This is a genomic window from Phreatobacter cathodiphilus (genome assembly GCF_003008515.1).
GTDB lineage: Bacteria > Pseudomonadota > Alphaproteobacteria > Rhizobiales > Phreatobacteraceae > Phreatobacter > Phreatobacter cathodiphilus.
On record NZ_CP027668.1, the window covers coordinates 2,337,720 to 2,364,553 of the forward strand.

Sequence of the window (26,834 nt, forward strand, 5' to 3'; positions counted from 1 at the left end):
CGGATGCGGCGAATTTTCCGTGCCGCGCCCCTATGACAAGCCGGCGGAACCGTGCTGATCTGGGGCCGGGCGCGGCAAGCGCCGAACGACTATCTCGGGGGGACATCCATGGCGAGGACAATCCTGGCCGCCGCTGCGGCCGTCTTGATCGCGGGCATCGGCGCGGCGAGCGCCCAGCAGCTCACCGGCCGCTACAACGTCATCGGCGACAACGGCAACGGCACCGGCTATCGCGGCGTGGCCGTCATCAGCGGCACGGCGGGCGGCAATTGCGGCATCCGCTGGGCCATCGTCAACACGCCGCCGACCCAGGGCTTCTGCATGCGCCAGGGCAACGTGCTCTCGGCCGCCTACAAGCTGGGGGAATCGGTGGGCCTCGTGGTCTATCGCATCAACGACGACGGCACGCTCGAGGGCACCTGGACCATCGCCGGCCAGGAAGGCGTCGGCAAGGAGCGGCTCGTCCCGGCGCGGTGAGGCGGGCGTTGGCGCGCAGGCTCCGATAGGACTGACAAGGACCGAGGACATGCGTGGATGTCCGGGACGAGCCCGGGCCTGACGGAAAGGGAGTGCCGGGACGGTGTCGCCGGTTGAGTGACGCGCCTTCCGATCCGCGTCATGGCCGGGTTCGTCCCGGCCATTCACGACGTGAACTTCGCATGCGCAGAACGGGCCCCTGCCAGCTCCGGCCGACTGCCCCCCGTTGGGAAGTCGCGGTAGAGAAACATCAATGCAATATTCTCAGTATGGCGTTTGCGCCTCGGCATACTTCCCAATCGAAGAATGCCTGCAGGCAGCTCTGCGAGCGTCTGTCAGCTTGCTAAATCTGCGGCTGTTAGCGGCTTCCCGCTCCGCCAGTGGTGCGGCAACCGAGTGTAGCGAACTGGGGGTTGCCTTGCCTCATGCCGCGGCAGGCGGGATGCGGCTGCTGGATTAGAGTATCGTTGGGGCGCCTAGGTTGCTGAACCACGGCATTGTTCGACGGACGCTGCTGCTGGGTGGGATGGGTGCTTGCCCCGCCGGTGGTACGGCAGCCCAGGGTGGCAAATTGCGGGTTGCCTTGCCGCATGCCGCGGCAAGCGGGATGCGGCTGCTGTGCAGAGGCGATAGGGGCTTGGCCCACCAGCGTGGTGGCGATCAGTCCGAGGCCGAAGGTGTCGAGAAAGCGACGGCGGCAGATGATCATAGCAGCTCCTTCATAGCGGACGAAGAAGTCATGCATGAGCCGCCGACGGAGGCAATCAAGATTTCGCGCCGACACGAAGCGATCGAAAGTTGATGAAGCGCCGCCGACAGTGATGCCTAACCCAGCGCCTCGATGAACCCCATCAGCAGCCCGCTCACCTCCTCCGCCCGCTCCTGCTGGATCCAGTGGCCGGCGCCCTCGATGAGATGCACGCCGCGGCAGCCCGGCAGTGTCTTCGGATAAGCCTCGATCTGCGCCTTCGACGCGGGGAAATGCATCACGCCGTCATTCCTCCCGGCGATGAACAGCGAGGGCTGGCGGATCGGCTGGCCGCGCCACGGCGCCGTCAGCGCCGCGTTCCGGCGCAGGTTACGGTACCAGTTGAGCCCGCCGCGGAAACCGGAATGGGCGAACTGCCCCGCGAGATAGGCCATGTGCGCCGGCGGCAGCCAGGCGGGAAGCTCGCCCGGCGGATCGGTGTTGGCGATGAGGCCGCCCGGCGTCTTCAGGCGGATCATCGACTTGCGGCGGCCGGTGCGGTCGCCGAACCCGTCGAAATAGATGCGTTTCAGGCTGTCCTCGGGGTCGCGGTCGAGTTCGGCCTCGGCGACGCCCGGCGCCTGGAAATACTGCATGTAGAAGTCGCGGATGCCGAGCTTCTCCAGCGCCGTCAGCAGGTCGCTGTAGCCGGGCGGCGTCCAGGGCACGCTCATGCCCACCACGGCGCGGAAGACGTCCGGGCGCAGCAGCGCGCAGTGCCAGGCGACCGGGGCGCCCCAGTCGTGGCCCACCACGACGGCGTCCTCCGCCCCCAGCACCTTCACCAGCTCCACCTGATCCGCGACGAGGTCGAGGATGGAATAGCGCTCGATCTCCGCCGGCGCGTCCGTATGGCCGTAGCCCCGCATGTCGGGCGCCACCGCCCGGTAGCCCGCCGCCGCCACCGCCCGCATCTGATGGCGCCATGAGGCCCAGCCCTCGGGCCAGCCGTGGCAGAACAGGACGAGGGGGCCTTCGCCGAGTTCGGCGATGCGCATGGTGATGCCGTTGGCCTTCACGGTTCTGAGCGGGATCGGCGCGTCTTCCGTCGCGGACATGGGACCTCCGAAGGTGCGCGGAACCGCAAGCCTGCCCCAGCCGTTGGCCCTTGAACATTCCCCCGAACAGGAGGCGGCGATGCCCCAGGGCGACAAGTCGGCCTATACGGACAAGCAGAAGCGCAAGGCCGAGCATATCGAGAAGAGCTACGAGGAGCGCGGCACCTCGGAGAAGCGGGCGGAAGCCATCGCCTGGGCGACCGTCAACAAGGAGAGCGGCGGCGGCAACAAGTCTGGCTCCGGCCGCGGCAAGGCCGACACCAAGGTCTCGGCCAAACGGGGCGGCGCGAAGGGTGGCGCCGCCAGCGCCTCGCGCAGCGCCGCGGAGCGGTCCGCCTCCGCGAAGAAGGCCGCCGCGACCCGCAAGCGTAACGCCGCCAGGCACTGACCCTCCCCTGTTCGGCCGATCTTGAGCGCCGGGCCGCCCTGGCCTTGACTGATCACACGATCAGCGGGAGGGCGCATGGCCGTGCGAGCCGCCGGGACGAGCAAGCCGACCGCGAAGGAGGACATCCTCGACGCGGCTGAGGCCGTGTTCGCCGCGCGCGGCTTCGAGGGCGCCTCGATGCGCGCCATCGCCGAGGCCGCGGGCGTCGCCCAGGCGCTGCTCCACTACCATTACAAGACCAAGGAGGGCCTGTTCGAGGCCATGTTCACCCGCCGCTCGGGCGCCATCAACCGCATCCGGCTGGCGCGGCTCGACGTCATGCTGGCGCGTGGCCAGCCGAGCGTGGAGGACATCGTCGAGGCCCTGCTGCGCCCCACCATCGAGGCCGGCCATGACCCGCGCCGTGGCGGAAGCCGCTTTGCCGGCCTCATCCTCGCGACCGGAACCGCCGAGGACGATTGGCGGAGGGATCTCGTCGCCCGCAGCTACGATCCCATGGCGGGGCGCTTCATCGCCGCGCTAACCGCGGCGCTGCCGGGCCTCGACCGCGCCGCCGCCACCTGGGGCTATCTCTTCGTCGTCGGCGCCGCCCTCACCCAGATGGCGCCGACCGGCCGCGCCGACCGGCTGTCTGGCGGCGAAGCGCGCGACGAGGACACCGACGCCATGCTGGCCCGCGCCGTCGTCTTCGCCGCGGCGGGGCTGCGGGCTCTGGCCGCCGCCGGACCCGACGTCCACTGAACCCGCCTCACCCGAAGGAGACCGCCTTGCCCCGCCGCATCATCGACCTCTCCGTGGCCCTGCGCGCCGACATCGCCTCCGACCCGCCCTCGGCCCTGCCATCGATCACCTATGTCGACCACAAGCAGTCGGTCGGGCAGATCCTGCCGTTCTTTCCAGGCCTGACGCAGCACGACCTGCCCGGCGGCGAGGGCTGGGCGGTGGAGCAACTCAACGTCTCCACTCACAACGGCACCCACCTCGACGCGCCCTACCACTTCCACTCGACGACCGACGGCGGCAAGCCCGCCTGGACCATCGACGAGATGCCGCTCGACTGGTGCTTCCAGCGCGGCGTGAAGCTCGATTTCCGCCATTTCCCCGACGGCTATGTCGCCACTGCCGCCGACGTGGAAGCGGAGCTGACGCGCGCCGACGTCACCCTGCAGCCGCTCGACATCGTCGTCGTCAACACCGCCGCCGGCGCCCGCTACGGCGAGCCGGATTATGTCGGCCGCGGCTGCGGCATGGGACGCGAGGCGACGCTGTACCTGACCGAGCGCGGCGTGAGGATCACCGGCACCGATGCCTGGAGCTGGGACGCGCCCTTCGTCCACACGGCGCGAAAATATGCGGAAACGGGCGATTCCGGTCTCATCTGGGAGGGCCATCGCGCCGGCATGGTGCGCGCTTACGGCCATATCGAGAAGATGACCAATCTCGACAAGCTACCCGCGACCGGCTTCACCATTTCCTGCTTCCCGTTCAAGATCCACAAGGCCTCCGCCGGCTTCTGCCGGGCCGTCGCCATCTTCGAGGACTGACCGCCATGAAGCTCGTCACCTTCGTCGGCTCCCACGGCCGCGAGCGCCTCGGCGCCATCATCGGGCCGGAGGGCGACGAGCACGTGCTCGACCTCGCCACGGCGGCGCACCGCGATCACGTGCCTGCCACCGCCTTCCGCTCCATGCTGGCGCTGATCGAGGCGGGCCCGCGCGCCCTCGACAAGGCTCGCCACCTCGCGGCGACCCACAAGGTGGACGAGGACATCGCCCGGCCGCTGTCGCGGGTGCGCCTGCTGGCGCCGATCCCCGTGCCGCCGCAGGTGCGCGACTTCTCCGTCTTCCCCCGCCACATCCTCGACGCGCCGGTGGGGATGAGGCGGATCATCGCGCGGGCCAAGGGCGACGAGGCCGCCGCGCAGGCGCTGAAGCCCGAGGCGGAGGTGCCGAAGGTCTATCGCGAGCGGCCGATCTACTATTTCACCAACCGCTTCTCGATCGTCGGCCCGGATGCCGACATCGTCTGGCCGGACTATTCGAAGCTGATGGACTACGAGCTGGAATTCGCCGCCGTACTCTGGGGCGGCGGGTCCAATATCGACCACGCGGGCGCCGGCCGGCACATCTTCGGCTACACGATCTTCAACGACTTCTCCGCCCGCGACGCCCAGCTCGCCGAAATGGCCGGCATGCTCGGGCCCGCCAAGGGCAAGAGCTTCGACGCCGGCAATGCGCTCGGCCCCTACATCCTCACCGCCGACGAGCTTCCCGACCCTTACGGCCTCGCCGCCACGGCGCGGGTGAACGGCCAGGTCTGGACCGACAGCAGCACCGCCGGGATGCTCCATTCCTTCGAGGACATGATCGCCTATGTCTCGCGGTCGGAAACCCTTCGGCCGGGTGAGGTTTTCGGCTCCGGAACGGTGAACGGAGGCTGCGGCCTCGAACATGACCGCTTCCTCTCCCACGGCGACGTCATCGAGCTCTCGGTCGCCGGCCTCGGCACGCTGCGCAACCGCATCCTGGCCGCCGGTGCCTGACGCGAAGCTGCGGACCACACGTCCCGCACCGCGAAATCGCCTCCGTCTTTGGAAAGAGGGCGGGCCCTGCGGCCGGGCGCGCAATTTCGGCTAATGGAATGAGATTTCATTCTTTTTGTCCGGCCCGGTAACCTACCGGTGCGTATGTCCGCCGTCCGTGCCGCATTGCGGCACGCTCAGAAAGGCCGGCGGCGGGCATTGCAGCCGCCGCCCATATCTGTTCACACTGCCTCCAACGATAAGGCCCGGCCGAAAACGGCAGCGCAAAAAGCGCAGGGCTTCCAGGGAGGATAACGGCCAATGACATCCGTTGGCTTTGCCGACGCACATCCGGACTCCGTCCCGGCGCCGCTCCTGGCCGTCCGCGACATTTCCGTTCGCTTCGGCGGCATCATCGCACTGAACGGCATCTCCTTCGATGTCATGCCCGGTCACGTGGTCGGGCTCATCGGCCCCAACGGGGCTGGCAAGACGACGCTCTTCAACTGCCTCAGCCGCCTCTATATTCCCAATGAGGGCGACATCCTCTTCGAGGGGCGCTCGATCATGAAGGCGCCGCGCCACGCCATCGCCGAGATCGGCATGGGGCGCACCTTCCAGAACGTCGCCCTCTTCGACCGCATGTCGGTGCTCGACAACGTCAAGGTCGGCTGCCACAGCCAGACCCATGCCGGTTTCCTGCGTTCGGTGCTGCGGCTGAGCGGCGTGGCGGAGGAGGAGAAGGCGATCGAGGATCGCGCCCGCGAACTCGTCGCCTTCATGGGCCTCGAGCCCTTCGCGGCCATGCCGGCCGGCCCGCTGCCCTTCCCCATCCGTAAGCGCGTCGAGCTCGCCCGCGCCCTCGCGGCAAGGCCCAAGCTCCTCCTCCTCGACGAGCCGGCCGCCGGCCTGAACCACGAGGAGATCGAGGTCCTGAAGGAGCAGATCCGCCGCGTCGTCGACATTCAGAAGGTCACCACGCTGCTGGTGGAGCATCACATGAGCCTGGTCATGTCCGTCTCGGACAAGGTGGTGGCGATCGACTTCGGCAAGAAGATCGCCGACGGAACGCCCGCCGAAGTGCAGCGCGATCCCGAGGTGATCCGCGCCTATCTCGGGACGGGAGCCTGATCCATGGCGCCTCTTCTGGAGATCAGCGGCCTCAAGGCCTTCTATGGCGCGACGGAGGCCCTGCACGGGCTGAGTTTCACCCTCGCCCAGGGCGGCATCACCACCCTTCTCGGCGCCAACGGCGCCGGCAAGACGACGACCTTACGGGCGATCAGCGGGCTCGTGCGCCGCGAGGGCAGCATCGTCTTCGACGGCCAGCCCATCGGCGCGATGGCGACCGAGGACATCACCCGCCTCGGCGTCGCCCACGTGCCCGAGGGTCGCGGCACCTTCGTCGGCTTGTCGGTGGAGGAGAACCTCAAGATCGCCAGCTACGGCCGGCGCGACAAGTCCGGCGTCAAGCGCGACCTCGACCTCGTCTTCACCTATTTCCCCCGCCTGAAGGAGCGCATCGCCCAGCAGGCCGGCACGCTGTCCGGCGGCGAGCAGCAGATGCTCGCCATCTCCCGCGCGCTGATGCTCGGCCCCCGGCTGATGCTGCTCGACGAGCCCTCCTTCGGCCTCGCCCCGCTCATCGTCCAGGAGATCTTCCACATCATGCGGCGGATCAACGAGGAGGCCGGCGTCTCCATGCTCCTCGTCGAGCAGAACGCGTCGCTGGCGCTGAACCTCGCCGAGAACGCCTACGTGCTGGAGACCGGCACCGTGGTCATGTCGGGACCGTCGGCCGAGCTGAAAAACGACGAGGGCATTCGCAAATCCTACCTCGGCTACTGAGCCGGCAGCAGAGGACAGAGGAAGACGCATGGAACAGTTGATCCAGCAGATCGCATCGGGACTGGCGTCGGGGGCGATCTATGCGCTCGTCGCCCTCGCCCTGGTGATGATCTTCACGGCGACCGACCACCTGAACTTCGCCCAGGGCGAGATGGCGATGTTCTCCACCTATATCTGCTGGCAGCTCATCCAGTGGGGCTTTCCGTTCTGGCCGGCGCTCGGCTTCACCATCCTCTTCTCCTTCATCCTCGGCGTCGCCATCGAGCGGGTCATCCTGAGGCCGCTGCACAACGCCTCCGTGCTCTCCATCGTCGTCGTCTTCATTGGGCTCCTCGCCATCTTCCACTCGCTGGCCGGCGGCATCTGGAGCCACACGATCAAGAACTTCCCCTCGCCCTTCCCGAACGTGACCTTCGCCGGCTCGGGCTACATCGGCTCGCACCAGATCGGCATGATCGTCGTCTCGCTGCTGATGCTCTTCGCCCTCTTCGCCTTCTTCCGCTTCACGCCCCTCGGCCTCGCCATGCGGGCGGCGGCGCAGAACCCGGTCTCGGCCCGGCTCGTCGGCGTCAAGGTCGACTGGATGCTGGCGCTGGGGTGGGGCCTCGCCGCGGCCGTCGGGGCGGTCGCCGGCGCCATGGTCGCGCCCGTCGTCTATCTCGAGCCTAACATGATGGCCTCGATCCTGCTCTACGGCTTCGCCGGTGCCCTGGTCGGCGGCATCTCCAACCCGGCCGGCGCCGTCTTCGGCGGCTTCCTCGTCGGGGTGCTGGAAAACCTCGTCGCCTATTTCGGCAACCTCACCGAGAAGACCTTCGGCATCTACATCGTCGGCAACGGCGAGAAGCTGACCGTGGCGCTGATCATCGTCATCACCATCCTCACCCTGAAGCCCGCCGGCCTGTTCGGCCGCACCACCGTCAAGAGGGTGTAGCCATGACCGCCGTCACCTCGACCGCCCCGGCCGCTGCGGAGGGCTCGCGCAACCTGACGCGGACCCTGCTCCTCGGCCTCCTCGTGCTCGCCGCCGCCCTGCCCTTCCTGGTCGGCAAGTCGGGCTTCATCTCCAACTTCACCTTCCTGCAGCTCAGCCTGATGATCGTCTATGCGATCGCCGTGCTGGGCTTGAACCTGCTCACCGGCTTCAACGGCCAGATCTCCCTCGGCCACGGTGCCTTCTTCGCCGTCGGCGCCTACACGGCGGCGATCCTCATCGAGCAGTTCGGCGTCAACTACTGGCTGACCCTGCCGGCGGCCGCGGTCCTGTGCTTCGTCATCGGCTATCTCTTCGGCCTGCCGGCGCTCCGGCTCGAGGGCCACTACCTGGCGCTGGCCACCTTCGGCCTCGCCATCGCCGTGCCGCAGATGCTGAAGTACAAGCACCTCGAGCCGCTCACCAACGGCGTCATGGGCATCAACCTTCTGAAGCCCGACGCGCCCTTCGGCCTGCCGCTCTCCGGCGACCAGTGGATGTATCTGGTCGTGCTGGTGGTGGCGGTGGGCATGTTCTGGATGGCGCGCAACCTCCTCAACTCCCGCCCCGGCCGCGCCATGGTGGCGATCCGCGACCACACGCTCGCCGCCGGCACGATGGGCATCGACACCGCGCGCTACAAGGCGACGGTCTTCGGCATTTCCGCCCTCTACGTCGGCATTGCCGGCGCCCTGCACGCCATCATCTTCGAATTCGTCTCGCCCGACAGTTTCCGCTTCGAACTCTCCATCGCCATCCTCGTCGGCGCGGTGGTGGGCGGCGTGGCCTCCCTACCCGGCGCGGTGATCGGCGGCATCTTCGTCCAGTTCATCGAGAAATATGCCGATGCCATGACGAAGAAGCTGACCCAGGCGATCCACCTGCCGCTCGAGCTCCAGCCCTGGACGCTCTACGGCATCACCCTCATCGTGCTGATCTACGTCATGCCCGGCGGCATCGCCGGGGGCCTCGCCGCCCTGTGGGCGCGGCTGAGGCGTCCATCCCCGGGCGGCTGACGCGCCGCCCCGATCCGACCGCAGTGCATCGCCACACTGTGCAAGCCAAGCGGCCCCAGAAGACCGCACCAACCACCGGAGGACTACCCCCATGACTGAGATGAAACGCAGAACGGTCATCGCCGGCCTCGGCGCCCTCGCCGTGACGCCGGTTTTCGCCCCCGCCATCGCCCAGAAGCGCTACGACGACGGCGCCAGCGACACCGAGATCAAGATCGGCAACATCATGCCCTATTCGGGCAACGCCTCGGCCTACGGCGTCATCGGCCGCACGTCGGAAGCCGTCATGAAGATGGTCAACGATGCCGGGGGCCTGAATGGCCGCAAGATCAACTTCATCACCTACGACGACGGCTACTCGCCGCCCAAGGCGGTGGAAATGGTGCGCAAGCTGGTCGAGGAGGACAAGGTCCTGCTCGTCTTCAACCCGCTCGGCACGCCCTCCAACACCGCCATCCAGCGCTATCTCAACCAGCGCAAGGTGCCGCAGCTCTTCGTCGCCACCGGCGCCTCCAAGTGGGGCAATCCGCGCCAGTTCCCCTGGACCATGGGCTGGCAGCCGGACTACGTCACCGAGGGTGCGATCTACGCCAAGCACATCCTGTCGACGAAGCCGGACGCCAAGATCGGCGTGCTGATGCAGAACGACGACTACGGCAAGGACTACTTCAACGGCTTCAAGCAGGGCCTGGGCGCCGCCAACGAGCGCAAGATCGTCCAGCTCTCCACCTACGAGGTGACCGACCCCACCGTCGACAGTCAGATGATCCAGCTGAAGAACTCCGGCGCCGACGTGTTCTTCAACATCACCACGCCGAAGTTCGCGGCGCAGGCAATCAAGAAGGCGGCGGAGATTGCCTGGAAGCCGGTCCACTACCTCAACAACGTCTCGTCGTCCTTCGGCTCTGTGCTGAAGCCGGCCGGCATCGAGAACTCGCAGGGCATCATGGTCGCCCTCTACCGTAAGGACGCCAACGACCCGCAGTGGGCGAATTCGCCCGACGTCGTCGCCTGGAAGGCCTTCATGGCCAAGTACATGCCCAACGCCGACATGCGCGACGACGGGCACAACTTCGGCTTCTCCGTCGCCCACACCCTGCTGCAGACCCTGAAGCAGGCCGGCAACAACCTGACGCGCGAGAACGTCATGAAGGAGGCGGCCAACCTGAAGGGCTTCGAGTCGCCGCTGCTCCTGCCCGGCATCAAGGTCAACACCTCGCCGACCGACTTCTATCCCATCCAGTCGGTGCAGCTCGCCCGGGTCAAGGGCGAGAGCTTCGAGCTCTTCGGCGACGTCCTCTCCAACGAGAGCACGTCCTGAGGAGAGACCTGGCGGCGCGGGCGACCGCGCCGCCTCTTCCCCGACCCGCCCGTCAGCCCACGAGAGCCGAACCATGTATCCCGGGCACCATGCCGAGGCCCATCCGGGGCGCCCCGCCTTCATCATGGCCGGCTCCGGCGAGACGGTCACCTATCGCGAGTTCGAACAGCGGGCGAACCGCCTCGCCCATCTGCTGCGCGCCCAAGGCCTGAAGCGGCTCGACCACTACGCCATCTTCATGGAGAACAACGCCCGCTATCTCGAGGCCTGCGGCGCCGGCGAGCGGGCCGGGCTCTACTACACCTGCGTCAACTCCTACCTGCTGGCGGACGAGCTCGCCTACATCCTCAACAACAGCGAATCGAAGCTGCTGATCACCTCGCGGTCGAAGAAGGACGTGGCGCTGCAGGCGCTGAAGCAGTGCCCTAACGTGACGCTCTGCCTCGTCGTCGACGGCGACCCGGCCGACACCGCCCATCCCGACTTCGCCACCGCCGTGGCGGCCTTTCCATCGACGCCTCTTCCCGACGAGGCGCTCGGCACGCCCATGCTCTATTCCTCCGGCACGACGGGCCGGCCGAAGGGCATCCTGCGCCCGCTACCGGAGAACCCGCCCTCCGAGCCGCTGCCGCTCTACACCTTCCTCGACAAGCTCTGGCGCTACCGCGACGACATGATCTACCTGTCGCCGGCGCCGCTCTATCACTCGGCCCCGCAGGCGGCCGTCGGCCTCGCCATCCGCCGCGGCGGCACGGTGATCGTCATGGAGCACTTCGACCCCGAGGCCTATCTCGCCCTGGTCGAGAAGTACCGCGTCACCCACAGCCAGCTCGTGCCCACCATGTTCTCGCGCATGCTCAAGCTGCCGATCGAGGTGCGCGCGCGCTACGACCTGTCGTCCCTCGAGATCGCCGTCCACGCCGCCGCCCCCTGCCCGCCGCAGGTGAAGGAGGACATGATCGGCTGGTGGGGTCCGATCATCCACGAATATTACGGGGCGACGGAGGCCATGGGGTTCACCGCCTGCGACAGCGAGCAATGGCTCAGCCATCGTGGCACCGTCGGCAAGGTGCTGATGGGCGACCTGCACATCCTCGACGCCGACATGAACCCGGCGCCGAAGGGCGAGCCGGGCGAGATCTGGTTCAAGACCGCCAACCCCTTCGTCTATTTCAACGATCCCGAGCGCACCGCCGCCTCGCGCTCGGCCGACGGCACCATGTCGACCGTCGGCGACGTCGGCTATGTCGACGACGACGGCTATCTCTACCTCACCGACCGCTCGACCTTCATGATCATCTCCGGGGGGGTGAACATTTATCCGCAGGAATGCGAGAACCTGCTCATCACCCATCCGAAGGTGGCGGACGCCGCGGTCTTCGGCGTGCCCAACGAGGATTTCGGCGAGGAGGTGAAGGCGGTGATCCAGCCGATGCCGGGCCACGAGCCGGGCGAGGCCCTCGCCGCCGAGCTCATGGCCTTCTGCCGCGAGCACCTGTCGGTGCAGAAATGCCCGCGCTCCATCGACTTCATGGACGCCCTGCCACGTCTGCCGACGGGCAAGCTCTACAAGAAGGCGCTGCGCGACCGCTACTGGGGCGACCGCAAGGTGAAGATCGTCTGAGCCGGCGGCGCTTGCCATACAGGAGCTGGCGCGGTTGGCTGGCGGCCCGCCGAGGATATGCCATGAAACGCCAGGTCATCGAGGTTCCCGTCATCTCCGAGGCGATCCGCCGGCTCGGCGCGCCGACCTCGGCCCTCGTGCGGGTCGGCGACCTCCTCTTCACCTGCGGCATGCCGCCGGTCGACGTCCACACCGGAGACATCGTGCGCGGCGACATCGCCGTGCAGACCCGCGCGGCCCTGGACGCCCTGGAGGCGACACTCGCCTTCGCCGGCTCGTCCCTCGCCATGGCGGTGAAGACCACCGTCTACATCACCGACCCCAAGCTGATGGGCACGGTGAACGCCCTCTACCGCGAGCGTTTCCCCGACGGCTTCCCGGCCCGCACCAGCGCCGGCATCAACCCCTGGCCGGCGCCCTTCGACATCGAGATCGAGTGCATCGCCGCGATCCCGTGACGCGATCTTGCGCACGTGTATAAAATATGCACCGATGCGCGCCGACAGAACGCTGGTGCTCCGGCACTGGCTCCAACTAGGATAAGCTGATCGTTCCAGCCGCCGCTGACGGCCTTTTTCGGGCCGGGAACGAAGCACGGACCGCCTGCCTGCGTGAGGACGCCGCGATGAGCCTGACCCTGTTCCGCAATTTCCGCCTGCTGGATCCGGCCGTCGCCGACGAACTGGTCGAGGGCTACGAACTGCTGGTCGAGGGCGACAAGGTCAAGGAACTCTCGGACAAGCCGATCAAGGCGTCCAAGGCGACGGTCATGAACTGCGGCAAGCGCACGATGATGCCCGGCCTCATCGACTGCCACGTCCACGTCATCGCGACTATGGTCAACATCGGCCAGAACGCCCTGGTGCCGGACGCGCTCATCGCCTATCGCGCCGCCCGCATCATGAAGGGCATGCTCGACCGCGGCTTCACCACCGTGCGCGATCTCGGCGGCGCCACCTATCCCCTGGTCGAGGCGCAGGAACAGGGCCTGATCGAAGCGCCCCGCCTCATTATCCCCGGCAAGGCCCTCTCCCAGACCGGCGGCCACGGCGACTCGCGCTCGCGCTACGACCGCCGCGACCCCGAGACATGGACGCGCACCCTCGGCTCGCTCGGCCGCCTCGCCGACGGCGTCGACGCCGTCCGTCAGGCCTGCCGCGAGGAGATCAAGCAGGGCGCCCACTTCATCAAGATCATGGCGAACGGCGGCGTCGCCTCGCCGAACGACCCGATCCACTTCCTCGGCTATTCGCGCGACGAGATCATCGCCGCCGTCGAGGAAGCCACCAATGCCGGCACCTATGTGGCCGCCCACCTCTACACCGACGAGGCCATCCGCCGCGCGGTGGAGTGCGGCGTCCACAGCCTCGAGCACTGCAACCTCATCCAGTCCAAGACAGCGAAGTTCGCTGCCGAAAAGGGCGCCATCGCCTGCCCGACGCTGGTCACCTACGAATATCTCGGCGTCGAAGGGCCGGCCCTCGGCCTCGATCCGATCTCGGTCGGCAAGGTCGACACCGTCCGCCTCGCCGGCATGAAGTCGCTGGAGATCATGCACAAGGCCAAGCTCACCATGGCCTACGGCTCCGACCTCCTCGGCGAGATGCATCGCCACCAGTCGGAGGAATTCGTCATTCGCGGCCGCGTCCTCCCCGCCATCGAGGTGATCCGCTCCACCACCATGCATGCCGCCAAGCTCTGCCGCCGCGAGGGGCAGATCGGGACGCTGAAGGCCGGCGCCTATGCCGACGCCGTGCTCGTCGACGGCAATCCGCTGAAGGACCTGTCGCTGCTCACCAAGCAGGGCGCGCATCTGGCCCTGATCATGCAAGGCGGCCGCATGCACAAGAACCAGCTCTCCTGACGGGCGGCACGATGACGGGATCGCCGGCATGACCATGGACGGGCGCATCTGGGGCCGGGTGGCGCTCTACGGCGTCGCCTGGGCGACGCTCGGCTTCATCCTCCTGCCGCTCATCTTCGTCACCTGGCTCGCCTTCTTCGCCCAGGAGATCCCCTCCTTCCCGCCGGAGGGCTATTCGGTGAAGTGGTTCGGCGCCATCGCCGACAACCGCAACTTCGTCACCGGCTTCTCCACCAGCCTGCAGGTGGCGGTGGCGGCCACGGTCATCGGCCTGTTGATCGCGGTGCCGGCGAGCCTGATCCTCGCCCGCCGCCAGTTCCTCGGCAGCGCGGCGCTCAACCAGTTCCTGCTGCTGCCGCTGGTCGTGCCGGGCGTCGTCATGGGCACGTCGATCTACGTCTTCCAGATCGAGACCGAGATCGCCACGGGCCTGCCGATCCTCGGTTCGCTCGGCGGCCTCGTCGCCGGCCATACCCTCCTGGTCATTCCCTGGACCGTGCGCCTCGTCACCGCGAGCCTGACGGGCCTCGACCGCGCCGCCGAGGAGGCGGCCCAGAGCCTCGGCGCCAACCAGTGGACGACATTCTTCCGCGTCACCCTTCCGGCGATCCGGCCCGGCGTGGTGGCCGGCGCCCTGTTCGGCTTCGTCACCTCCTTCGGCAATCTGGAGATGAGCCTCTTCCTCGTCGGTCCGGGGCGCATCACCCTTCCCATCGCCATCCTCCAGTATCTGGAGTGGAAGATCGATCCGACGGTCGCCGCCGTCTCCGTCCTGCAGATCCTTCTCATCGCGGTCGCCATGATCATCACCGACCGCTACGTCAAGCTTGCCCGAGTCGTCTGATCCATGGCCTCCCTCTCCCTCGACGGTCTGACCAAGCGCTATGGCGACAACGCCGTGGTGAAGTCCGTCTCGCTCGACGTCAGCGACGGCGAATTCCTCGTCCTGCTCGGCCCCTCCGGCTGCGGCAAGACCACGACGCTGCGCATGATCGCAGGCTTCGTGCCGCCGAGCGGCGGCTCCATCCGCATCGGCGACACCGACATCACCCGCCTGCCGCCGTGGAAGCGCAATGCCGGCCTCGTCTTCCAGAGCTATGCCCTGTTCCCCCACATGACCGTGGCGGAGAACGTCGCCTTCGGCCTGGAAATGCGGAAGACACCGAAGGCCGAGATCGGCCCGCGCGTCGCCGAGGCGCTGCGCCTCGTGCGCCTCGACGGCTACGGCGAGCGCTATCCCCGCCAGCTCTCCGGCGGCCAGCAGCAGCGCGTCGCCCTCGCCCGCGCCCTCGTCATCCGGCCGGACGTGCTGCTGCTCGACGAGCCGCTGTCCAACCTCGACGCCAAGCTGCGGCTCGAGGTGCGGCTGGAGATCCGTGCCCTGCAGCAGCAGCTCGGCCTCACCACCGTCATGGTCACCCACGACCAGGAGGAGGCCCTGACCATGGCCGACCGGTTGGTGGTCATGTCCGAGGGCAGCGTGCGCCAGGTCGGCACCCAGTCCGACCTCTACGAGCGCCCCGCCGATCTCTTCGTCGCCGATTTCGTCGGCCGCTCCACCATGATTTCCGGCGTGGTCACCGGCCCTGGTACCTTCCGGTCCGACGGCGGCCTGCCGCTGTCCTGCCAGGCGTCGTCGGCCGAGGGGCCCGCCACCATCGCCCTCCGACCGGAGCGGCTGACGCTCGGTGCCGCAGCCCGGGGCCTCGACAATCACGCCGCGGGCACGGTCACCTTCGTCTCCTATCTCGGCGCGCTGCTCGACGTGCACGTGCGCCTCAATGCCACCGACCACGTGGTGGTGCAGATCCCCAACCGCTCCGACGGGCAGGTGCCTGCGGTCGGCGACACGATCGAGGTCGGCTGGCCGGCCTCGGCCTGCCTCGTCTTTCCACGCGAGGCTGCATGAACCCGCGGCGCCGCCGCCAACTGGGAATCCAGAAGGGAGACATCGACATGACGAAGTTCACCAAGGGAATCGACAGGCGCACGACGCTGAAGGGCATGGGCCTCGCGGCCGCCGGCGCGCTCCTGCCCGCAAGCCTTGCCACCCCGGCCTCCGCCCAGGCCGCCGGCCGGGTGGTCGTCGGCACCTGGGGCGGCGACTACGCCCGCCTCCTCAACAAGAACATCGAGGAGCCCTTCCTCAAGTCCAAGGGCTTCGAAGTGGTGCAGGACCAGGCCTCCGACGCGCCCCGCCGCGCCAAGATGGTCGCCGAGCGCCGCCTGCCGCGCGGCACCACGGACATCCAGGGTCTCTCCGCCGCCCAGATGTTCGAGATGAACGCTGCCGGCCTCGCCGAGCCGATCGACTATTCCAAGCTGAAGAACGCCGGCAACATCATCCCGATCGCCAAATATCCCTATGGCATCGGCCACATCATCTCGGGCAAGGTCGTCGTCTACAATCCGAAGCTCGTGACGCCGGCGCCGACCTCCTACAAGGATGCCTTCGATCCGAAATACGGCAACAAGCTCGGCTTCATCGACATCCAGTATCAGTACGTGATGCTCGCCGCGGGCCTTGCCGCCGCCGGTGACATGACGGCTCTCGAGAAGGGCAAGGAGCTGCTGCTCGCCGCCAAGCGCGGCGGCGCCCGCATCTACCCGACCAACGAGGCCTTCGCTCAGGCGCTGAAGACCGAGGAGATTTCCATCGGCCTGATGTGGAAGGCGCGCGCCGTACAGTGGCAGAACGCCGGCATCACCGTGGACTCCGTCGCCCCGGTGGAGGGCACCATGGCCTATATCTCGGGCTTCATGATCCCGAAGAACGCCCCCAACAAGGCCGGCGCCTATGCCTATATGGACGCCATGCTGGAGAAGTCGGCGCAGGAGGCCTTCGCCGTCGACATGGGCTATGCGCCCACCGTCACCAATGCCGTCGTTGCCGCCGACCTCATGAAGCGCATCGGCTTCACCGAGGAGGAGAACAAGAAGATGAAGGACCTCGACTACGCCTTTCTCGCCAAGAACGACGCGGCGATGAAGGAGTGGTGGGACAAGGTCTTCAAGGCCTGATCGGAGCTCGGGCTCGCCATGGCGGCAATTTCGGAACGTCCGGTCGGCGAGCCCGGCACTCTCACGGCGGCGGGCCTTCTCGTGCCCGCCACCCTCTTCGTCGCGGTCGGCCTCATGGTGCCGATCGCGATCCTCTTCCGCTACAGCCTGAACGCCTTCGTGCCCGGCCAGCTCATGGTCGACGCGCTGACCATCGCCAACTACGTCAAGTTCTTCACCGACCCCTTCTACCTGCAGGTGCTCTGGCGCACGATCCGCGTGGCGGTGGCCTGCACCGTCTTCTGCCTGATCTTCGGCTTCCCGCTCGCCTATGTGCTGGCGCGCACCCAGTCCCGCTACAAGAACCTGCTGGTCATGGCGATCGTGCTGCCGCTCTTCGTCGGCAATGCGGTGCGCGCCGCCGGCTGGATGGTCGCCTTCGGCTCCAAGGGCTTCGTCAATGCGACGCTGATGGGAATGGGTCTGATCTCCCAGCCCATCGAGATCATGTACACCGAGCTCGCCGTGGTCATCGGCATCATCGCGGTGAACCTGCCCTTCATGGTGCTGACCCTGCAGAGCGTCATCGAGGGCATCGACCGCAACGTCGAGGAGGCCGCCTTCTCCCTCGGCGCCCCGCCCATGACCATGGCGACGCGCGTGCTCTTCCCCCTCGCCCTGCCCGGCATCCTCGCCGGCGTCATCCTCACCTTCATCCTGGCGATGAACGCCTATGCGACGCCGGTGCTGCTCGGCGGGCCGAAGTTCCAGACCATGGGGCCGCTGGTCTTCTCCACCTTCGCCCAGCAGAACAACTGGCCCTTCGGCGGCGCCGTCTCCTTCATCCTGATGACCGCGACGCTGATCCTGACCGTTGCCTCGAGCCTGCTGATCCGCCGCCGCTACGCCTGAGCCGAGGCCACGATCTCCGCCGCCAGCTCCTCCTGCGGGCGGCCGGCATCGAGCCGCCGCCAGCCGATGACGCCGAGATCGTAGCCGAACTGCGCCTCCACCGTGTCGACGGTGGCGTCCGACGGGTCGCCCTGCCGCGCCGCCACCCGCGCCTTCAGCCGCCCGGGTGGCACGTCGAGCCAGATGCCGGTGAAGCGGCAGCCGGCGGCGCGCGCCACCGCCTCCACCGCCTCGCGCTCCGCGGAACGGGCATGGACCGCGTCGGCGACGACCGCATGGCCCGCCGCCAGCACCGCCGCCGCGCCCTCGCGCATCGCGCCATAGACGGCGGTGGACACCTCCGGGCAATAGGCCTCCGGCCCGAGCCGCTCCGTCGGCGCGACGCCGAACCGAGCCTTGCGCAGCCGGTCACTCGAGAGGATGCGCGCGCCCGGCAGGGGCCCGAGGGATGGAGCGACGAGGGTCGCGAGCGTCGACTTGCCGGAGCCGCTCAACCCGCCGACGGCCAGGAGCCTGGGCGTCGCAGGCGCCAGCGCCTCGCGGACCAGCGCCAGATAGGTTTGCGCCTCCCCGGCATCGCCGGCCGCCGCCGTCACATGGGCGCGCACCGCCGCCCTCACCGCCACGAGGAAGGGCATGAGCGCCAGACCCCCCGCCTCGGCCCTCGCGTCGCAATAGCGGTTCATCACCCGGTTCGCCGCCGTCTTCTGGCCGCGATGCCAGAGATCCATGACCAGGAAGGCGAGGTCGTAGAGCACGTCGGTGGTGGCGAGGTCCTCGTCGAACTCCAGGCAGTCGAAGATCACGGGACGGCCGTCGATCGTGCAGATGTTGCGCAGGTGGAGATCCCCGTGGCAGCGGCGCACCAGGCCCGCCGCGGCGCGGCTGTCGAGGAGCGCCGCGTGCCGGTCCAGGGCCGCGCGGAACAGCCCGTCGAGCTGTCGCGCCGCCGCCTCGTCCATCAGCCCGCTGGCGGTGAAGGCGGCGGCGTTGACGTCCAGCACCCGCGCCATGCGCGCTGCCCCAGCCCGGTCGGCGGAAACCTCAGCGGCCGCATGCAGCGCGGCGATGTCGGCGGCGAGCCTGTCGACGAGATCCCCCGGCAGCGGCCCCTCACCTGCCAACCGGTCGAGGAGGCCCGCCTGATCGAAGGGGCGCATGCGCACCACCGCGTCCACCAGCTCCCCCTCGCCGTCGAGGGCGAGACTGCCGTCCGCCCTGCGGGCGATGCGGCTGGCGCCCGAATAGATGAGCCCGTCCGGGTCGCTGCGCCGGTTGAGCGCGTACTCGCGTTCGCAGAAGCCGAGCCTCAGCGCCGGCGTGGAGAAGTCGAGATAGGGCAACTTCACCGGCTTCTTCAGCTTGAACACCACCTCCCGGCCGATCACCACCCTGGAAATGTGCGTGGTGACGACCTCGGCGCCCTCGCCCGCGAGGTCTTTCAGGAAGGCGAAAACCTCCGCTCCGTCAGCGCCTTCATCACCCATGTCCCGCGCCTTCCAAAACCCCGCCCCGCGCCTGCCTGCATAGCCGGGATCATGGCGAGGCTCTATGACGAGGATCAGGCGGAGGGGACGGCATGATCGACGTCATCGTGGTGGGTGCGGGTTCGGCGGGCGCGGCCCTCGCCGCGCGGCTCTCGGAGGATCCGGGGCGGCGCGTCCTGCTGCTGGAGGCCGGGCGCGACTGGAGAGCCGCCGAGGCGCCGCACGCCCTGCGCAGCGCCAACATCATCCCCTTCATGCACGACCCGCGTCATCAGGCCGAGTGGCAATGGCCGGGCCTCATGACCCGCCGCACGCGCGCGCAGGAGCCGAAATTCTATTGGCGCGGCAAGACCATGGGCGGCAGCTCCACGGTCAATGCGCAGATCGCCATCCGCGGCGTTCCCGAGGCCTTCGACGGCTGGGCGGCGCTCGGCTGCACCGGCTGGTCGGCAGCCGACGTCCTGCCGCTCTTCGACGCCATCGAGGACGATCCGGTGACCGGCACGGGCCCCGGCGCCCGCCGCGGCGGGCCGCTCCCCGTCCACCGCACGCCCTTCGCCGAGTGGGGCAGCGTCGACCGGGCATTGCGCGAAGCCGCCCTCGCAGCCGGCCATCCCTGGAAGGAGGACCTCAACGCCCCCGCCGGCGAAGGCGTCTCCTGCTACCCGATCAACAGCCGCGACGGCCTGCGCGTCACCACCAATGACGGCTATCTCGAACCCGCCCGCAGCCGGCCGAACCTGACGATCCGCGGCGGCGCGCTGGTCGACCGCGTGCTGTTCGACGGCCGCCGCGCCACCGGCGTGCGCGTCCGCTTCGACGGCGGCACGAGCGAGGACATCGCGGCGCGCGAGGTGGTGCTCTCGGCCGGCGCCATCCACAGCCCCGCCATCCTGATGCGCTCCGGCGTCGGCGCTGCGAGCGACCTCGCCGCCCTCGGCATTGCCGTCGTCCACGACGTCCCCGCCGTCGGCCGCGGCTTCATGGACCACCCGATCCTGCGCGCCAGCCTCGCCCTCACCCCCGAGGCGGCGGCCGAGCACCCGGATGCCCGCCACACCAATTGCTGCGTCACCTATTCCACCGGTCTCGCCGGCGGCGGCGAGCGCGACATGATCATGATCGGCTTCAACCATCGCGGCCTCGGCGACGGCCGCCCCGCCCCCCAGGGCGCCATCGGCATCGCCCTCTACGACGCTTTTTCGCGCGGCGAGGTGCGCCTCGCCGCCGCCGACCCGCAAGCCAATCCGGTGGTCGAGGAGAACATGCTCGACGACGAACGCGACCTCATACGCATGCGCGACGGCATCCGCCGCCTCGCCGCCCTCACCGCCCATCCCGCCGTCGCCGGCATCGCCTCAGCGATCACCTTCGGCGAGAGCGGCATGGATTTCGCCGCGGCAGCCGCCCTCCCCGATGCGGAGCTCGACGCGCTGATGCTCCAGGAGGCTTCCGACATCCAGCACGCTGCCGGCACCTGCCGCATGGGCCCGTCCGGCGACCCCGCCGCCGTGGTCGACCCGCACCTCAAGGTCCATGGCCTCGAGGGCCTGCGGGTCGCCGACGCCGCCATCATGCCCACCGACTGCCGCGCCAACCTGCACTTCACCTGCGTGATGATCGGCGAGATGGCGGCGAAGCGGATGAGGGCGGGACGGTAGGGGAGAGTTTCTGATCAGCCCCAAAAAAATGGGCCGCCCGAGGGCGACCCATTCGATGAGCACATTCGGTGCGCCGCGGAGAGGCTCAGTAGCGTGCCACCACAGCCGAGGGGCCCGTCGAAAACAGATAGTTGACGCCCAGCTTGACGGTGTGGATGTCCGAACGCACCGTACCGGCGTAGAGCGGCCCGAGGGTCCGGGTGCCGAAATTGTAGTACATATACTCCGCCTTGACCGTCCAGTTCGGCGTCATCGCATATTCGATGCCGGCTCCGAGCGCATAGCCGACACGGCTGTAGCTCTCGGGCCCGACAGGAGTCTGGGCCGTCGCAGCGCCCTGGAAGCCGAGGCCGCCCGTCACATAGATGAGCGCGCGGTTCGCGGCGAAGCCGGCGCGGGCCCGCACGGAACCGAGCATGTTGGTACGGTGGGAGATGGCCGCGAGATTGCTGGCGCGGCCTGTGATGGCCGCATAGGCCAGATCAGCCTCGACGCCGAGAACGATCTGGTTGAACTGGTAGTTGAAGCCCAGCTGCCCACCGATCAACGGCCCGTTGGTGGAGGTCGGGAAGGCAATGCCGTTGAAGAAGCGCGAATTGCCCCAGCCGTAGCCAGCGTGCGCACCGACATAGAAACCGGTCCAGCTGAACGCGGGGACGACGACGGAGGCTGCGATCGGCGTGCGCGGTGCGCCGAGGTCGGCGGCCTGCGCACCAGCCGAAAGAGCAAAGAGAGCGGTGGTGGCGAGGAGCAGTGCCTTCATTTCGTATCTTCCCTAATGTCCGCGCGAGGAAGTCTTCCGTAAGGCCACGAGCGGCACAACAGCAACAGTTTCCATCACCGAACGGGCTTCCGACCACGCTTCGTGTCGCTCCTGTGTCAAGAATACCGCAGTTACGTGCTACGTAATGACCGCAAGGAGGAGCTGAACTCGCCCTGCGCGGCACATCTCCAGCTACGGCAGGTGGCCGCCGGCGAACACCCCTGGCGTGTCTGCGATTCTCGCGTTTTCGGGAGGAGAGCAAATGGTGGGCCCGGAGGGACTCGAACCCCCAACCAAGCGGTTATGAGCCGCCGGCTCTAACCATTGAGCTACAGGCCCACCGGCCGGGCGCCTCGGCGCGCGCGGCGTGCCGCGAAAAGGCTGCAAAGAAACCCTTGCGGCGGCACGAAACGGTGATGGCATTCCGCTCCCGCGGCGTCAATCATCGCCCGCGTGCAACCATCGGGATCAACATGGCCTCGTCCTCGCTCCGCCTCTCGCGCCGCCTTCCCCTCGCCGCCCTCGCCTTCGCCGCCATGGCGGCAACCCTCGCCCCCGCGAGCGCCCAGTCCGCCGGCACCCAGCGCCAGATCAGCATCCAGGGCGAGGGCAAGGCCTCGGCCGCCCCCAACGAGGCGGTGATCGGCGGCGGCACGCAGGTCCAGGCCCGCACCGCCCGCGAGGCCATGGAGGGCAATTCCGCCGCCATGCGGCAGGTCCAGCAGGCGCTGAAGCAGGCCGGCATCGCCGAGCGCGACGTCGCCACCTCCGCCCTCACCCTCAGGCCCGTGATCGACTACGGATCGGGCAACCGCCCGCGCGTCACGGGCTATACGGCCGGGCACCGGGTCGAGGTGCGCGTCCGCGACCTCACCAGCCTCGGCGACGTGCTCGACCGCATGGTCGCCGCCGGCGCCAACCAGATCGACGGGCTGGATCTCACGGTCTCCGACTGGTCGGCCAAGGTGGACGAGGCCCGCATCGCCGCCATCGCCGATGCCCGGCGCAAGGCCGAGGCCCTCGCACAGGCCGCCGGCGCCCGGCTCGGCAAGGTGCTCACCATCACCGAGCACGGCGGCGCCATGCCGCCGCCCATGACCCGCAGCGCTCCGGCGCGCTCGCTCTCCGCCTCCGGTCCGACGCCGGTCGCGACCGGAGACCAGACCTTCCGCCTGTCCGTTTCGGTGGTGTGGGAACTGGTGGACTGACCGGCGGGCGTATGCCTATTCGGCCGCGTCGTCGCGCTCACCGAACTGGATCGCCACGTAATGGGCGTAGAGCCCGTTGCGGGCGATGAGTTCGGCGTGGGTGCCGCTTTCCGCCACCCGGCCCGCCTCGATGACGAGGATCCTGTCGGCGCGCATGATGGTGGAGAGCCGGTGCGCGATGACGATGGAGGTGCGGCCGCTCAAAAGCTGGTCGAGCGCCCGCTGCACCTCGAACTCGCTCTCCGAATCGAGGGCGGAGGTCGCCTCGTCGAGGAGCATGATCGGCGCATCCTTCAGGATGGCGCGGGCGATGGCGACGCGCTGGCGCTGGCCGCCGGAGAGGCCCTGCCCGTGCTCGCCGATCAGCGTCTGGTAACCCTCCGGCAAGCCGAGAATGAAGTCGTGGGCATGGGCCGCCCGGGCCGCCGCCTCGATCTCCGCCTCGGTGGCCTCGGGCCGGCCCACCGCGATGTTCTCGCGCACCGTGCCCTGGAACAGGAACACGTCCTGGCTGACGAAGGCCATGGCGCCGCGCAGCGAGGCGAAGGTGACGTCGCGCACGTTCTGCCCGTCCACCGTGATGGCGCCGCCGCTGACGTCGAAGAAGCGCTGGACCAGCGAGATGATGGTGGATTTGCCGCCGCCGGAGGGGCCGACCAGCGCCGTCGTCTTGCCGCCCGCGGCGACGAAGGACAGTTCGCGCAGGACCGGCTCCTCCGCGTGATAGCCGAAGGTCACGCGGTCGAAGGCGACGGTGCCCTCGCCGACCGCCAGCGCGGGGGCCTGCGGCTTCTCCTTCAGCGTCGGCTCGGTGTCGAGCAGCTCGTACATCAACCGCACGCCGACGAGCCCCTTCTCCACCTCGACGCCGAGCCGGGCGAGCCGCTTGGCCGGGTCATAGGCGAGGAGTAGCGCCGTCACGAAGGCGAAGAAGGCGCCGGCATCGACGCCCTGGTGGATGACGCGCCAGGCGCCGTAGACGATGGCGGCGGAGATGGCGAGGCCGCCGAGCGTCTCCATCAGCGGGCCGGTGCGCGCGCCGAGCGTCGCGATCTTGTCGGCGCGGTGACGCACCGAGGCGATGGTGTCGTCCATGCGCGCCTGCATCCGGTCCTCCATGCCGAAGGACTTGACGATGCGCACGCCCTGCACCGTCTCCTGCACCACGCCGACCATGGAGGAGAGCGAGGTGAACTCGCTCTGCGCCAGCCGCCGCACCCGCCGCCTCAGCCGGTTCACGCCGTAGACCGCCACCGGCATGACGGCGCCGGAGACGACGAACATCAGGGGGTCGGTGACGATCATCACCACCAGCAGACCGGCGACCGTCAGGAGGTCGCGGCCCACCGTCGTGACGATGTTCTGCAGCACGTCGCGGGCGGCCTGGGCGTTGTGCGTCACCCGCGTCACCAGGTCGGCGGAGGCATGCTGCTGATAGAAGTCGACGCCCTGGGAGAGCAGGTGGTTGAAGATGCGCGTCTGCTGGGCCGCCACGATGGCGTTGCCGATGCGCGAGAGGATGACGTTGGAGGCGTAGGAGGCCACGCCCTTGACGAGAAAAATGGAGAAGACCGTGACGCCGAACCACACCGCCAGCGTGAAGTCGCGGTTCTGGAACACGCCGTTGATCAGGTCGCGCATGATCCAGGCGCTGAGCGCCGTGCAGCCGGCGACGATGCCCATGCAGACGAAGGCCAGCGCATAGCGCGGCGCATAGGCGCGCAGGCTCTCCCCCACCAGGCGCTTGAGCGTCTGGCCCCGCTGGGCGTCGATTCTGGGGAACAGGCGGAGAAGCCTCATGGGGCGCGGAACTCGCAGCGATTTCAGCGCGCCGAATATCAGGTTTCGCGCACAACACCAAGGCGAACGCCCCCGCCGGCTTTCCCCTGCCGGCGGCCGCTTGCGGCGGTCGGCCGTCGGTGCGAAGAGAGGCCGCCATGGCGACCATCGAAAACCTCTTCGTGACCCGGCTCTACCGCGGCGAGATCGGCCCCGAGGACGGCCTTCTCGCCGAGGTCGAACAGGCCTGCCGCTCGCTGGCGGTGGATGACGCGGCCGGCATCCGCTGGTGCCGCAAGAACGGCTATCCGGGATATACGAGCTATGCCTCGCTGAATGATCTTCCCTGGCGCTTTCCCACCTTCAAGGCGCTGGCGCGCCAGCTCGACCGCCACGTCGCCGCCTTCGCCAAGGATCTGGCGCTGGACCTCGGCGGCCGAAAGCTGGTCCTCGATTCCCTCTGGGTGAACGTGCTGCCGGAAGGGGGTGCCCACGCCTCCCACATCCACCCGCACAGCGTCGTCTCCGGCACGCTCTACGTCGCCATGCCGAAGGGCGCGGCGGCACTGAAGCTCGAGGACCCCCGCAGCGGCCGCATGATGGCCCACCCGCCCCGCAAGGCCGCGGCGCCGCGCGAACTGAAGACCTTCGTCTCGGTGGAGACGCAGCCCGGCGACGTTCTTCTCTGGGAGAGCTTCGTGCGCCACGAGGTGCCGGTGAACCGCAGCGCCGAGGAGCGCATCTCCGTCAGCTTCAACTACCGCTGGGGCTAGGCGGCTTCACGCCGCCGGCACCGGCCGGGGACGACCATCCTCGTCGATGGCGACGAAGGCGAAGGTCGCTTCGGTCACCTTCTCCCGCTCGGTGGTGCGGAAGCGCTGCGCCCAGGCCTCGACATGGATCTTCATCGAGGTGCGGCCGATGTGGAAGACCTCCGTATAGACCTCCAGCACGTCGCCCACCCGCACCGGGCGGATGAAGGTCATCGCCTCCACGGCGATCGTGACGACGCGCCCCTGCGCCCTCTCCACCCCGGCAATGCCCCCCGCCTGGTCCATCCGCGCCATCACCCAGCCGCCGAAAATGTCGCCGTTGGCGTTCGTGTCGGCCGGCATGGCGCTGATGCGCACCGTCAGCTGGCCGCGTGGCGCTGCGTCGATCTGGCGAAGGGGGCGGGGCATGGGTGATTCCGTGTAGGGACTGCGCGCCGATTGAGCCAGCCTTCCGGGGCCCGCACAACTCGGTTCCCGCCCCTGGAGCGGGCTGCCGCCGGCGCGAGACAATTTGCCCCGACGGCGAGAGAAACGGCGGCAAATCAGCCGTTTGCGGCCATCAGCCATAGGGTCTTCGGCTCCCCTGGAAAGTTCCTTGTTGCATTTGCCCGCCGAAGCGCGTATCTCTGATGGACGTTTCGGCCGTTCTTTTTTGGCCCCGCGCCAGCAATGCGGCGCACCGCTGATCAAAAATCTTCGAAAACGTGACCCGAACTGCTCGTGCGTGACGCGAGTCGTCGATCTCTGCTCGCTTCGCGAAAGGATACCCCATGCAGACCGGAACCGTGAAATGGTTCAACTCCCAGAAGGGCTTCGGCTTCATTCAGCCGGACGGTGGCGGCACTGACGTGTTCGTCCACATCAGCGCCGTCGAGCGCGCTGGCCTCTACGGCCTCAACGAAGGCCAGAAGATCTCCTTCGAAGTCGTCGCCGACCGCCGCTCGGGCAAGTCGTCGGCCGACAACCTGAAGGCTGTCGACTGATTTCAGGGCATCGGTCCCCGCCGCCGTGGATGTATCGGCGGCGCGGAACCGCGAATGCTTGAAGACCCGGAGCCGCACCGTTCCCCGGATCGCGCGGCTCCGAACCCGTTTATCGGCCGGCCTTCCGTCGGCCCTGTGGCGATCGAGGACGCGTGATGAATTCCGAACGCCCGAGGCTCTTCATGTTCAGGTCGGGGAGCAACGACAAGCTCTACGGCTTCGCCTCCGACCACACGGGCGGCAAGCTGCCCGAGAAATTCGCCCCGTGGACCAGCATCGGCGTGATCCGCGGTGACCAGAAACCACCCCACGGCCTGAAGCGCGAAGCCATCGAGAACGGCATTGCCGAATTCGGCTTCCAGCTCTGGCGCAAGAAGGATGCTCCGGCCAAGACGGCCTGAGCCCTCGCAACCACGATCCGACCGGGAGA

The 26,834-nt window shown here is 68.3% G+C and carries 27 protein-coding genes and 1 tRNA gene; 22 read left to right on the forward strand and 6 right to left on the reverse strand.

From position 1 onward, the window contains the following. Positions 1-108 precede the first annotated feature (108 nt). Positions 109-477, forward strand: coding sequence for a hypothetical protein (locus C6569_RS11395; protein ID WP_146144785.1), 369 nt, complete (start codon positions 109-111; stop codon positions 475-477). An 825-nt stretch (positions 478-1,302) separates the two neighbouring features. On the opposite strand, the gene C6569_RS11400 is transcribed toward C6569_RS11395, so the two are convergent. Beyond that, positions 1,303-2,283, reverse strand: a complete 981-nt coding sequence (locus C6569_RS11400) for an alpha/beta fold hydrolase (protein ID WP_106748961.1) — start codon at positions 2,281-2,283, stop codon at positions 1,303-1,305. Positions 2,284-2,362: 79 nt separating this feature from the next. Between C6569_RS11400 and C6569_RS11405 the strand changes: the two genes are divergently transcribed. The 16 genes from C6569_RS11405 (at position 2,363) to C6569_RS11480 (ending at position 17,750) form a co-directional block, all read left to right on the forward strand. Beyond that, the gene (locus C6569_RS11405) at positions 2,363-2,671 is read left to right on the forward strand and encodes a plasmid stabilization protein (protein ID WP_106748962.1); all 309 of its coding nucleotides are present in this window, start codon (positions 2,363-2,365) and stop codon (positions 2,669-2,671) included. Between the two features lie 75 nt (positions 2,672-2,746). After that, positions 2,747-3,412, forward strand: a complete 666-nt coding sequence (locus C6569_RS22385) for a TetR/AcrR family transcriptional regulator (RefSeq protein ID WP_106748963.1) — start codon at positions 2,747-2,749, stop codon at positions 3,410-3,412. 26 nt (positions 3,413-3,438) lie between these two features. Then, complete coding sequence (locus tag C6569_RS11415; RefSeq protein ID WP_106748964.1) at positions 3,439-4,215, forward strand: cyclase family protein; 777 nt, start codon at positions 3,439-3,441, stop codon at positions 4,213-4,215. 5 nt (positions 4,216-4,220) lie between these two features. Beyond that, positions 4,221-5,213 (forward strand): fumarylacetoacetate hydrolase family protein, encoded by a 993-nt coding sequence (locus C6569_RS11420; protein WP_106748965.1) that lies wholly within the window; start codon positions 4,221-4,223, stop codon positions 5,211-5,213. Between the two features lie 300 nt (positions 5,214-5,513). Beyond that, positions 5,514-6,323, forward strand: a complete 810-nt coding sequence (locus tag C6569_RS11425) for an ABC transporter ATP-binding protein (protein WP_106748966.1) — start codon at positions 5,514-5,516, stop codon at positions 6,321-6,323. A gap of 3 nt (positions 6,324-6,326) precedes the next feature. Continuing rightward, a complete protein-coding gene (locus tag C6569_RS11430) occupies positions 6,327-7,040 on the forward strand; it encodes an ABC transporter ATP-binding protein (RefSeq protein WP_106748967.1) in 714 nt (237 codons plus the stop codon). Between the two features lie 28 nt (positions 7,041-7,068). Continuing rightward, on the forward strand, positions 7,069-7,974 hold the full coding sequence (locus tag C6569_RS11435; RefSeq protein WP_106748968.1) for a branched-chain amino acid ABC transporter permease: 906 nt from the start codon (positions 7,069-7,071) through the stop codon (positions 7,972-7,974). Between the two features lie 2 nt (positions 7,975-7,976). Further along, positions 7,977-9,029, forward strand: a complete 1,053-nt coding sequence (locus C6569_RS11440; protein WP_106748969.1) for a branched-chain amino acid ABC transporter permease — start codon at positions 7,977-7,979, stop codon at positions 9,027-9,029. 91 nt (positions 9,030-9,120) lie between these two features. Beyond that, positions 9,121-10,350: an ABC transporter substrate-binding protein gene (locus C6569_RS11445; RefSeq protein ID WP_106748970.1), complete on the forward strand. Its 1,230-nt coding sequence runs from the start codon at positions 9,121-9,123 to the stop codon at positions 10,348-10,350. Positions 10,351-10,423: 73 nt separating this feature from the next. Then, positions 10,424-11,974, forward strand: coding sequence for an AMP-binding protein (locus C6569_RS11450; RefSeq protein WP_106748971.1), 1,551 nt, complete (start codon positions 10,424-10,426; stop codon positions 11,972-11,974). A 62-nt stretch (positions 11,975-12,036) separates the two neighbouring features. After that, complete coding sequence (locus C6569_RS11455) at positions 12,037-12,432, forward strand: RidA family protein (protein WP_106748972.1); 396 nt, start codon at positions 12,037-12,039, stop codon at positions 12,430-12,432. Positions 12,433-12,599: 167 nt separating this feature from the next. Continuing rightward, a complete protein-coding gene (locus C6569_RS11460) occupies positions 12,600-13,838 on the forward strand; it encodes a metal-dependent hydrolase family protein (protein ID WP_106748973.1) in 1,239 nt (412 codons plus the stop codon). Positions 13,839-13,866: 28 nt separating this feature from the next. After that, on the forward strand, positions 13,867-14,682 hold the full coding sequence (locus C6569_RS11465; RefSeq protein ID WP_245898077.1) for an ABC transporter permease: 816 nt from the start codon (positions 13,867-13,869) through the stop codon (positions 14,680-14,682). 3 nt (positions 14,683-14,685) lie between these two features. Beyond that, a complete protein-coding gene (locus tag C6569_RS11470; protein ID WP_106748974.1) occupies positions 14,686-15,747 on the forward strand; it encodes an ABC transporter ATP-binding protein in 1,062 nt (353 codons plus the stop codon). Positions 15,748-15,794: 47 nt separating this feature from the next. Further along, on the forward strand, positions 15,795-16,859 hold the full coding sequence (locus C6569_RS11475; RefSeq protein WP_181313726.1) for an ABC transporter substrate-binding protein: 1,065 nt from the start codon (positions 15,795-15,797) through the stop codon (positions 16,857-16,859). Between the two features lie 18 nt (positions 16,860-16,877). Beyond that, on the forward strand, positions 16,878-17,750 hold the full coding sequence (locus tag C6569_RS11480) for an ABC transporter permease (RefSeq protein WP_106748976.1): 873 nt from the start codon (positions 16,878-16,880) through the stop codon (positions 17,748-17,750). Here the strand turns inward: C6569_RS11480 and C6569_RS11485 are convergent. Beyond that, positions 17,741-19,237 carry a bifunctional aminoglycoside phosphotransferase/ATP-binding protein gene (locus tag C6569_RS11485; RefSeq protein WP_106748977.1) on the reverse strand — a complete coding sequence of 499 codons (1,497 nt, stop codon included), beginning with the start codon at positions 19,235-19,237 and terminating at the stop codon, positions 17,741-17,743. The two genes, C6569_RS11480 and C6569_RS11485, sit on opposite strands and share 10 nt — an antisense overlap. 92 nt (positions 19,238-19,329) lie before the next feature. Here C6569_RS11485 and C6569_RS11490 point away from each other — a divergent pair, with 92 nt between their 5' ends. Then, a complete protein-coding gene (locus tag C6569_RS11490) occupies positions 19,330-20,898 on the forward strand; it encodes a GMC family oxidoreductase (protein ID WP_106748978.1) in 1,569 nt (522 codons plus the stop codon). Between the two features lie 85 nt (positions 20,899-20,983). On the opposite strand, the gene C6569_RS11495 is transcribed toward C6569_RS11490, so the two are convergent. Then, a complete protein-coding gene (locus C6569_RS11495) occupies positions 20,984-21,661 on the reverse strand; it encodes an outer membrane protein (protein WP_106748979.1) in 678 nt (225 codons plus the stop codon). A 263-nt stretch (positions 21,662-21,924) separates the two neighbouring features. Beyond that, positions 21,925-22,000 (reverse strand) — tRNA-Ile (locus tag C6569_RS11500). Between the two features lie 77 nt (positions 22,001-22,077). Between C6569_RS11500 and C6569_RS11505 the strand changes: the two genes are divergently transcribed. Then, on the forward strand, positions 22,078-22,869 hold the full coding sequence (locus C6569_RS11505; protein WP_106748980.1) for an SIMPL domain-containing protein: 792 nt from the start codon (positions 22,078-22,080) through the stop codon (positions 22,867-22,869). Between the two features lie 15 nt (positions 22,870-22,884). Here the strand turns inward: C6569_RS11505 and C6569_RS11510 are convergent, their stop codons facing one another. Then, complete coding sequence (locus C6569_RS11510) at positions 22,885-24,669, reverse strand: ABC transporter ATP-binding protein (protein ID WP_106748981.1); 1,785 nt, start codon at positions 24,667-24,669, stop codon at positions 22,885-22,887. A gap of 137 nt (positions 24,670-24,806) precedes the next feature. Here C6569_RS11510 and C6569_RS11515 point away from each other — a divergent pair, with 137 nt between their 5' ends. Beyond that, the gene (locus tag C6569_RS11515) at positions 24,807-25,421 is read left to right on the forward strand and encodes a TIGR02466 family protein (protein WP_106748982.1); all 615 of its coding nucleotides are present in this window, start codon (positions 24,807-24,809) and stop codon (positions 25,419-25,421) included. A gap of 6 nt (positions 25,422-25,427) precedes the next feature. Here the strand turns inward: C6569_RS11515 and C6569_RS11520 are convergent, their stop codons facing one another. Further along, positions 25,428-25,829 (reverse strand): acyl-CoA thioesterase, encoded by a 402-nt coding sequence (locus tag C6569_RS11520; protein ID WP_106748983.1) that lies wholly within the window; start codon positions 25,827-25,829, stop codon positions 25,428-25,430. 362 nt (positions 25,830-26,191) lie between these two features. On the opposite strand from C6569_RS11520, the gene C6569_RS11525 reads away from it, so the two are divergent. Together C6569_RS11525 and C6569_RS11530 are read left to right on the forward strand one after the other, a co-directional pair. Next, a complete protein-coding gene (locus C6569_RS11525) occupies positions 26,192-26,404 on the forward strand; it encodes a cold-shock protein (protein ID WP_106748984.1) in 213 nt (70 codons plus the stop codon). 182 nt (positions 26,405-26,586) lie between these two features. Next, positions 26,587-26,805, forward strand: coding sequence for a hypothetical protein (locus C6569_RS11530; protein ID WP_245898078.1), 219 nt, complete (start codon positions 26,587-26,589; stop codon positions 26,803-26,805). Positions 26,806-26,834 lie beyond the last annotated feature (29 nt).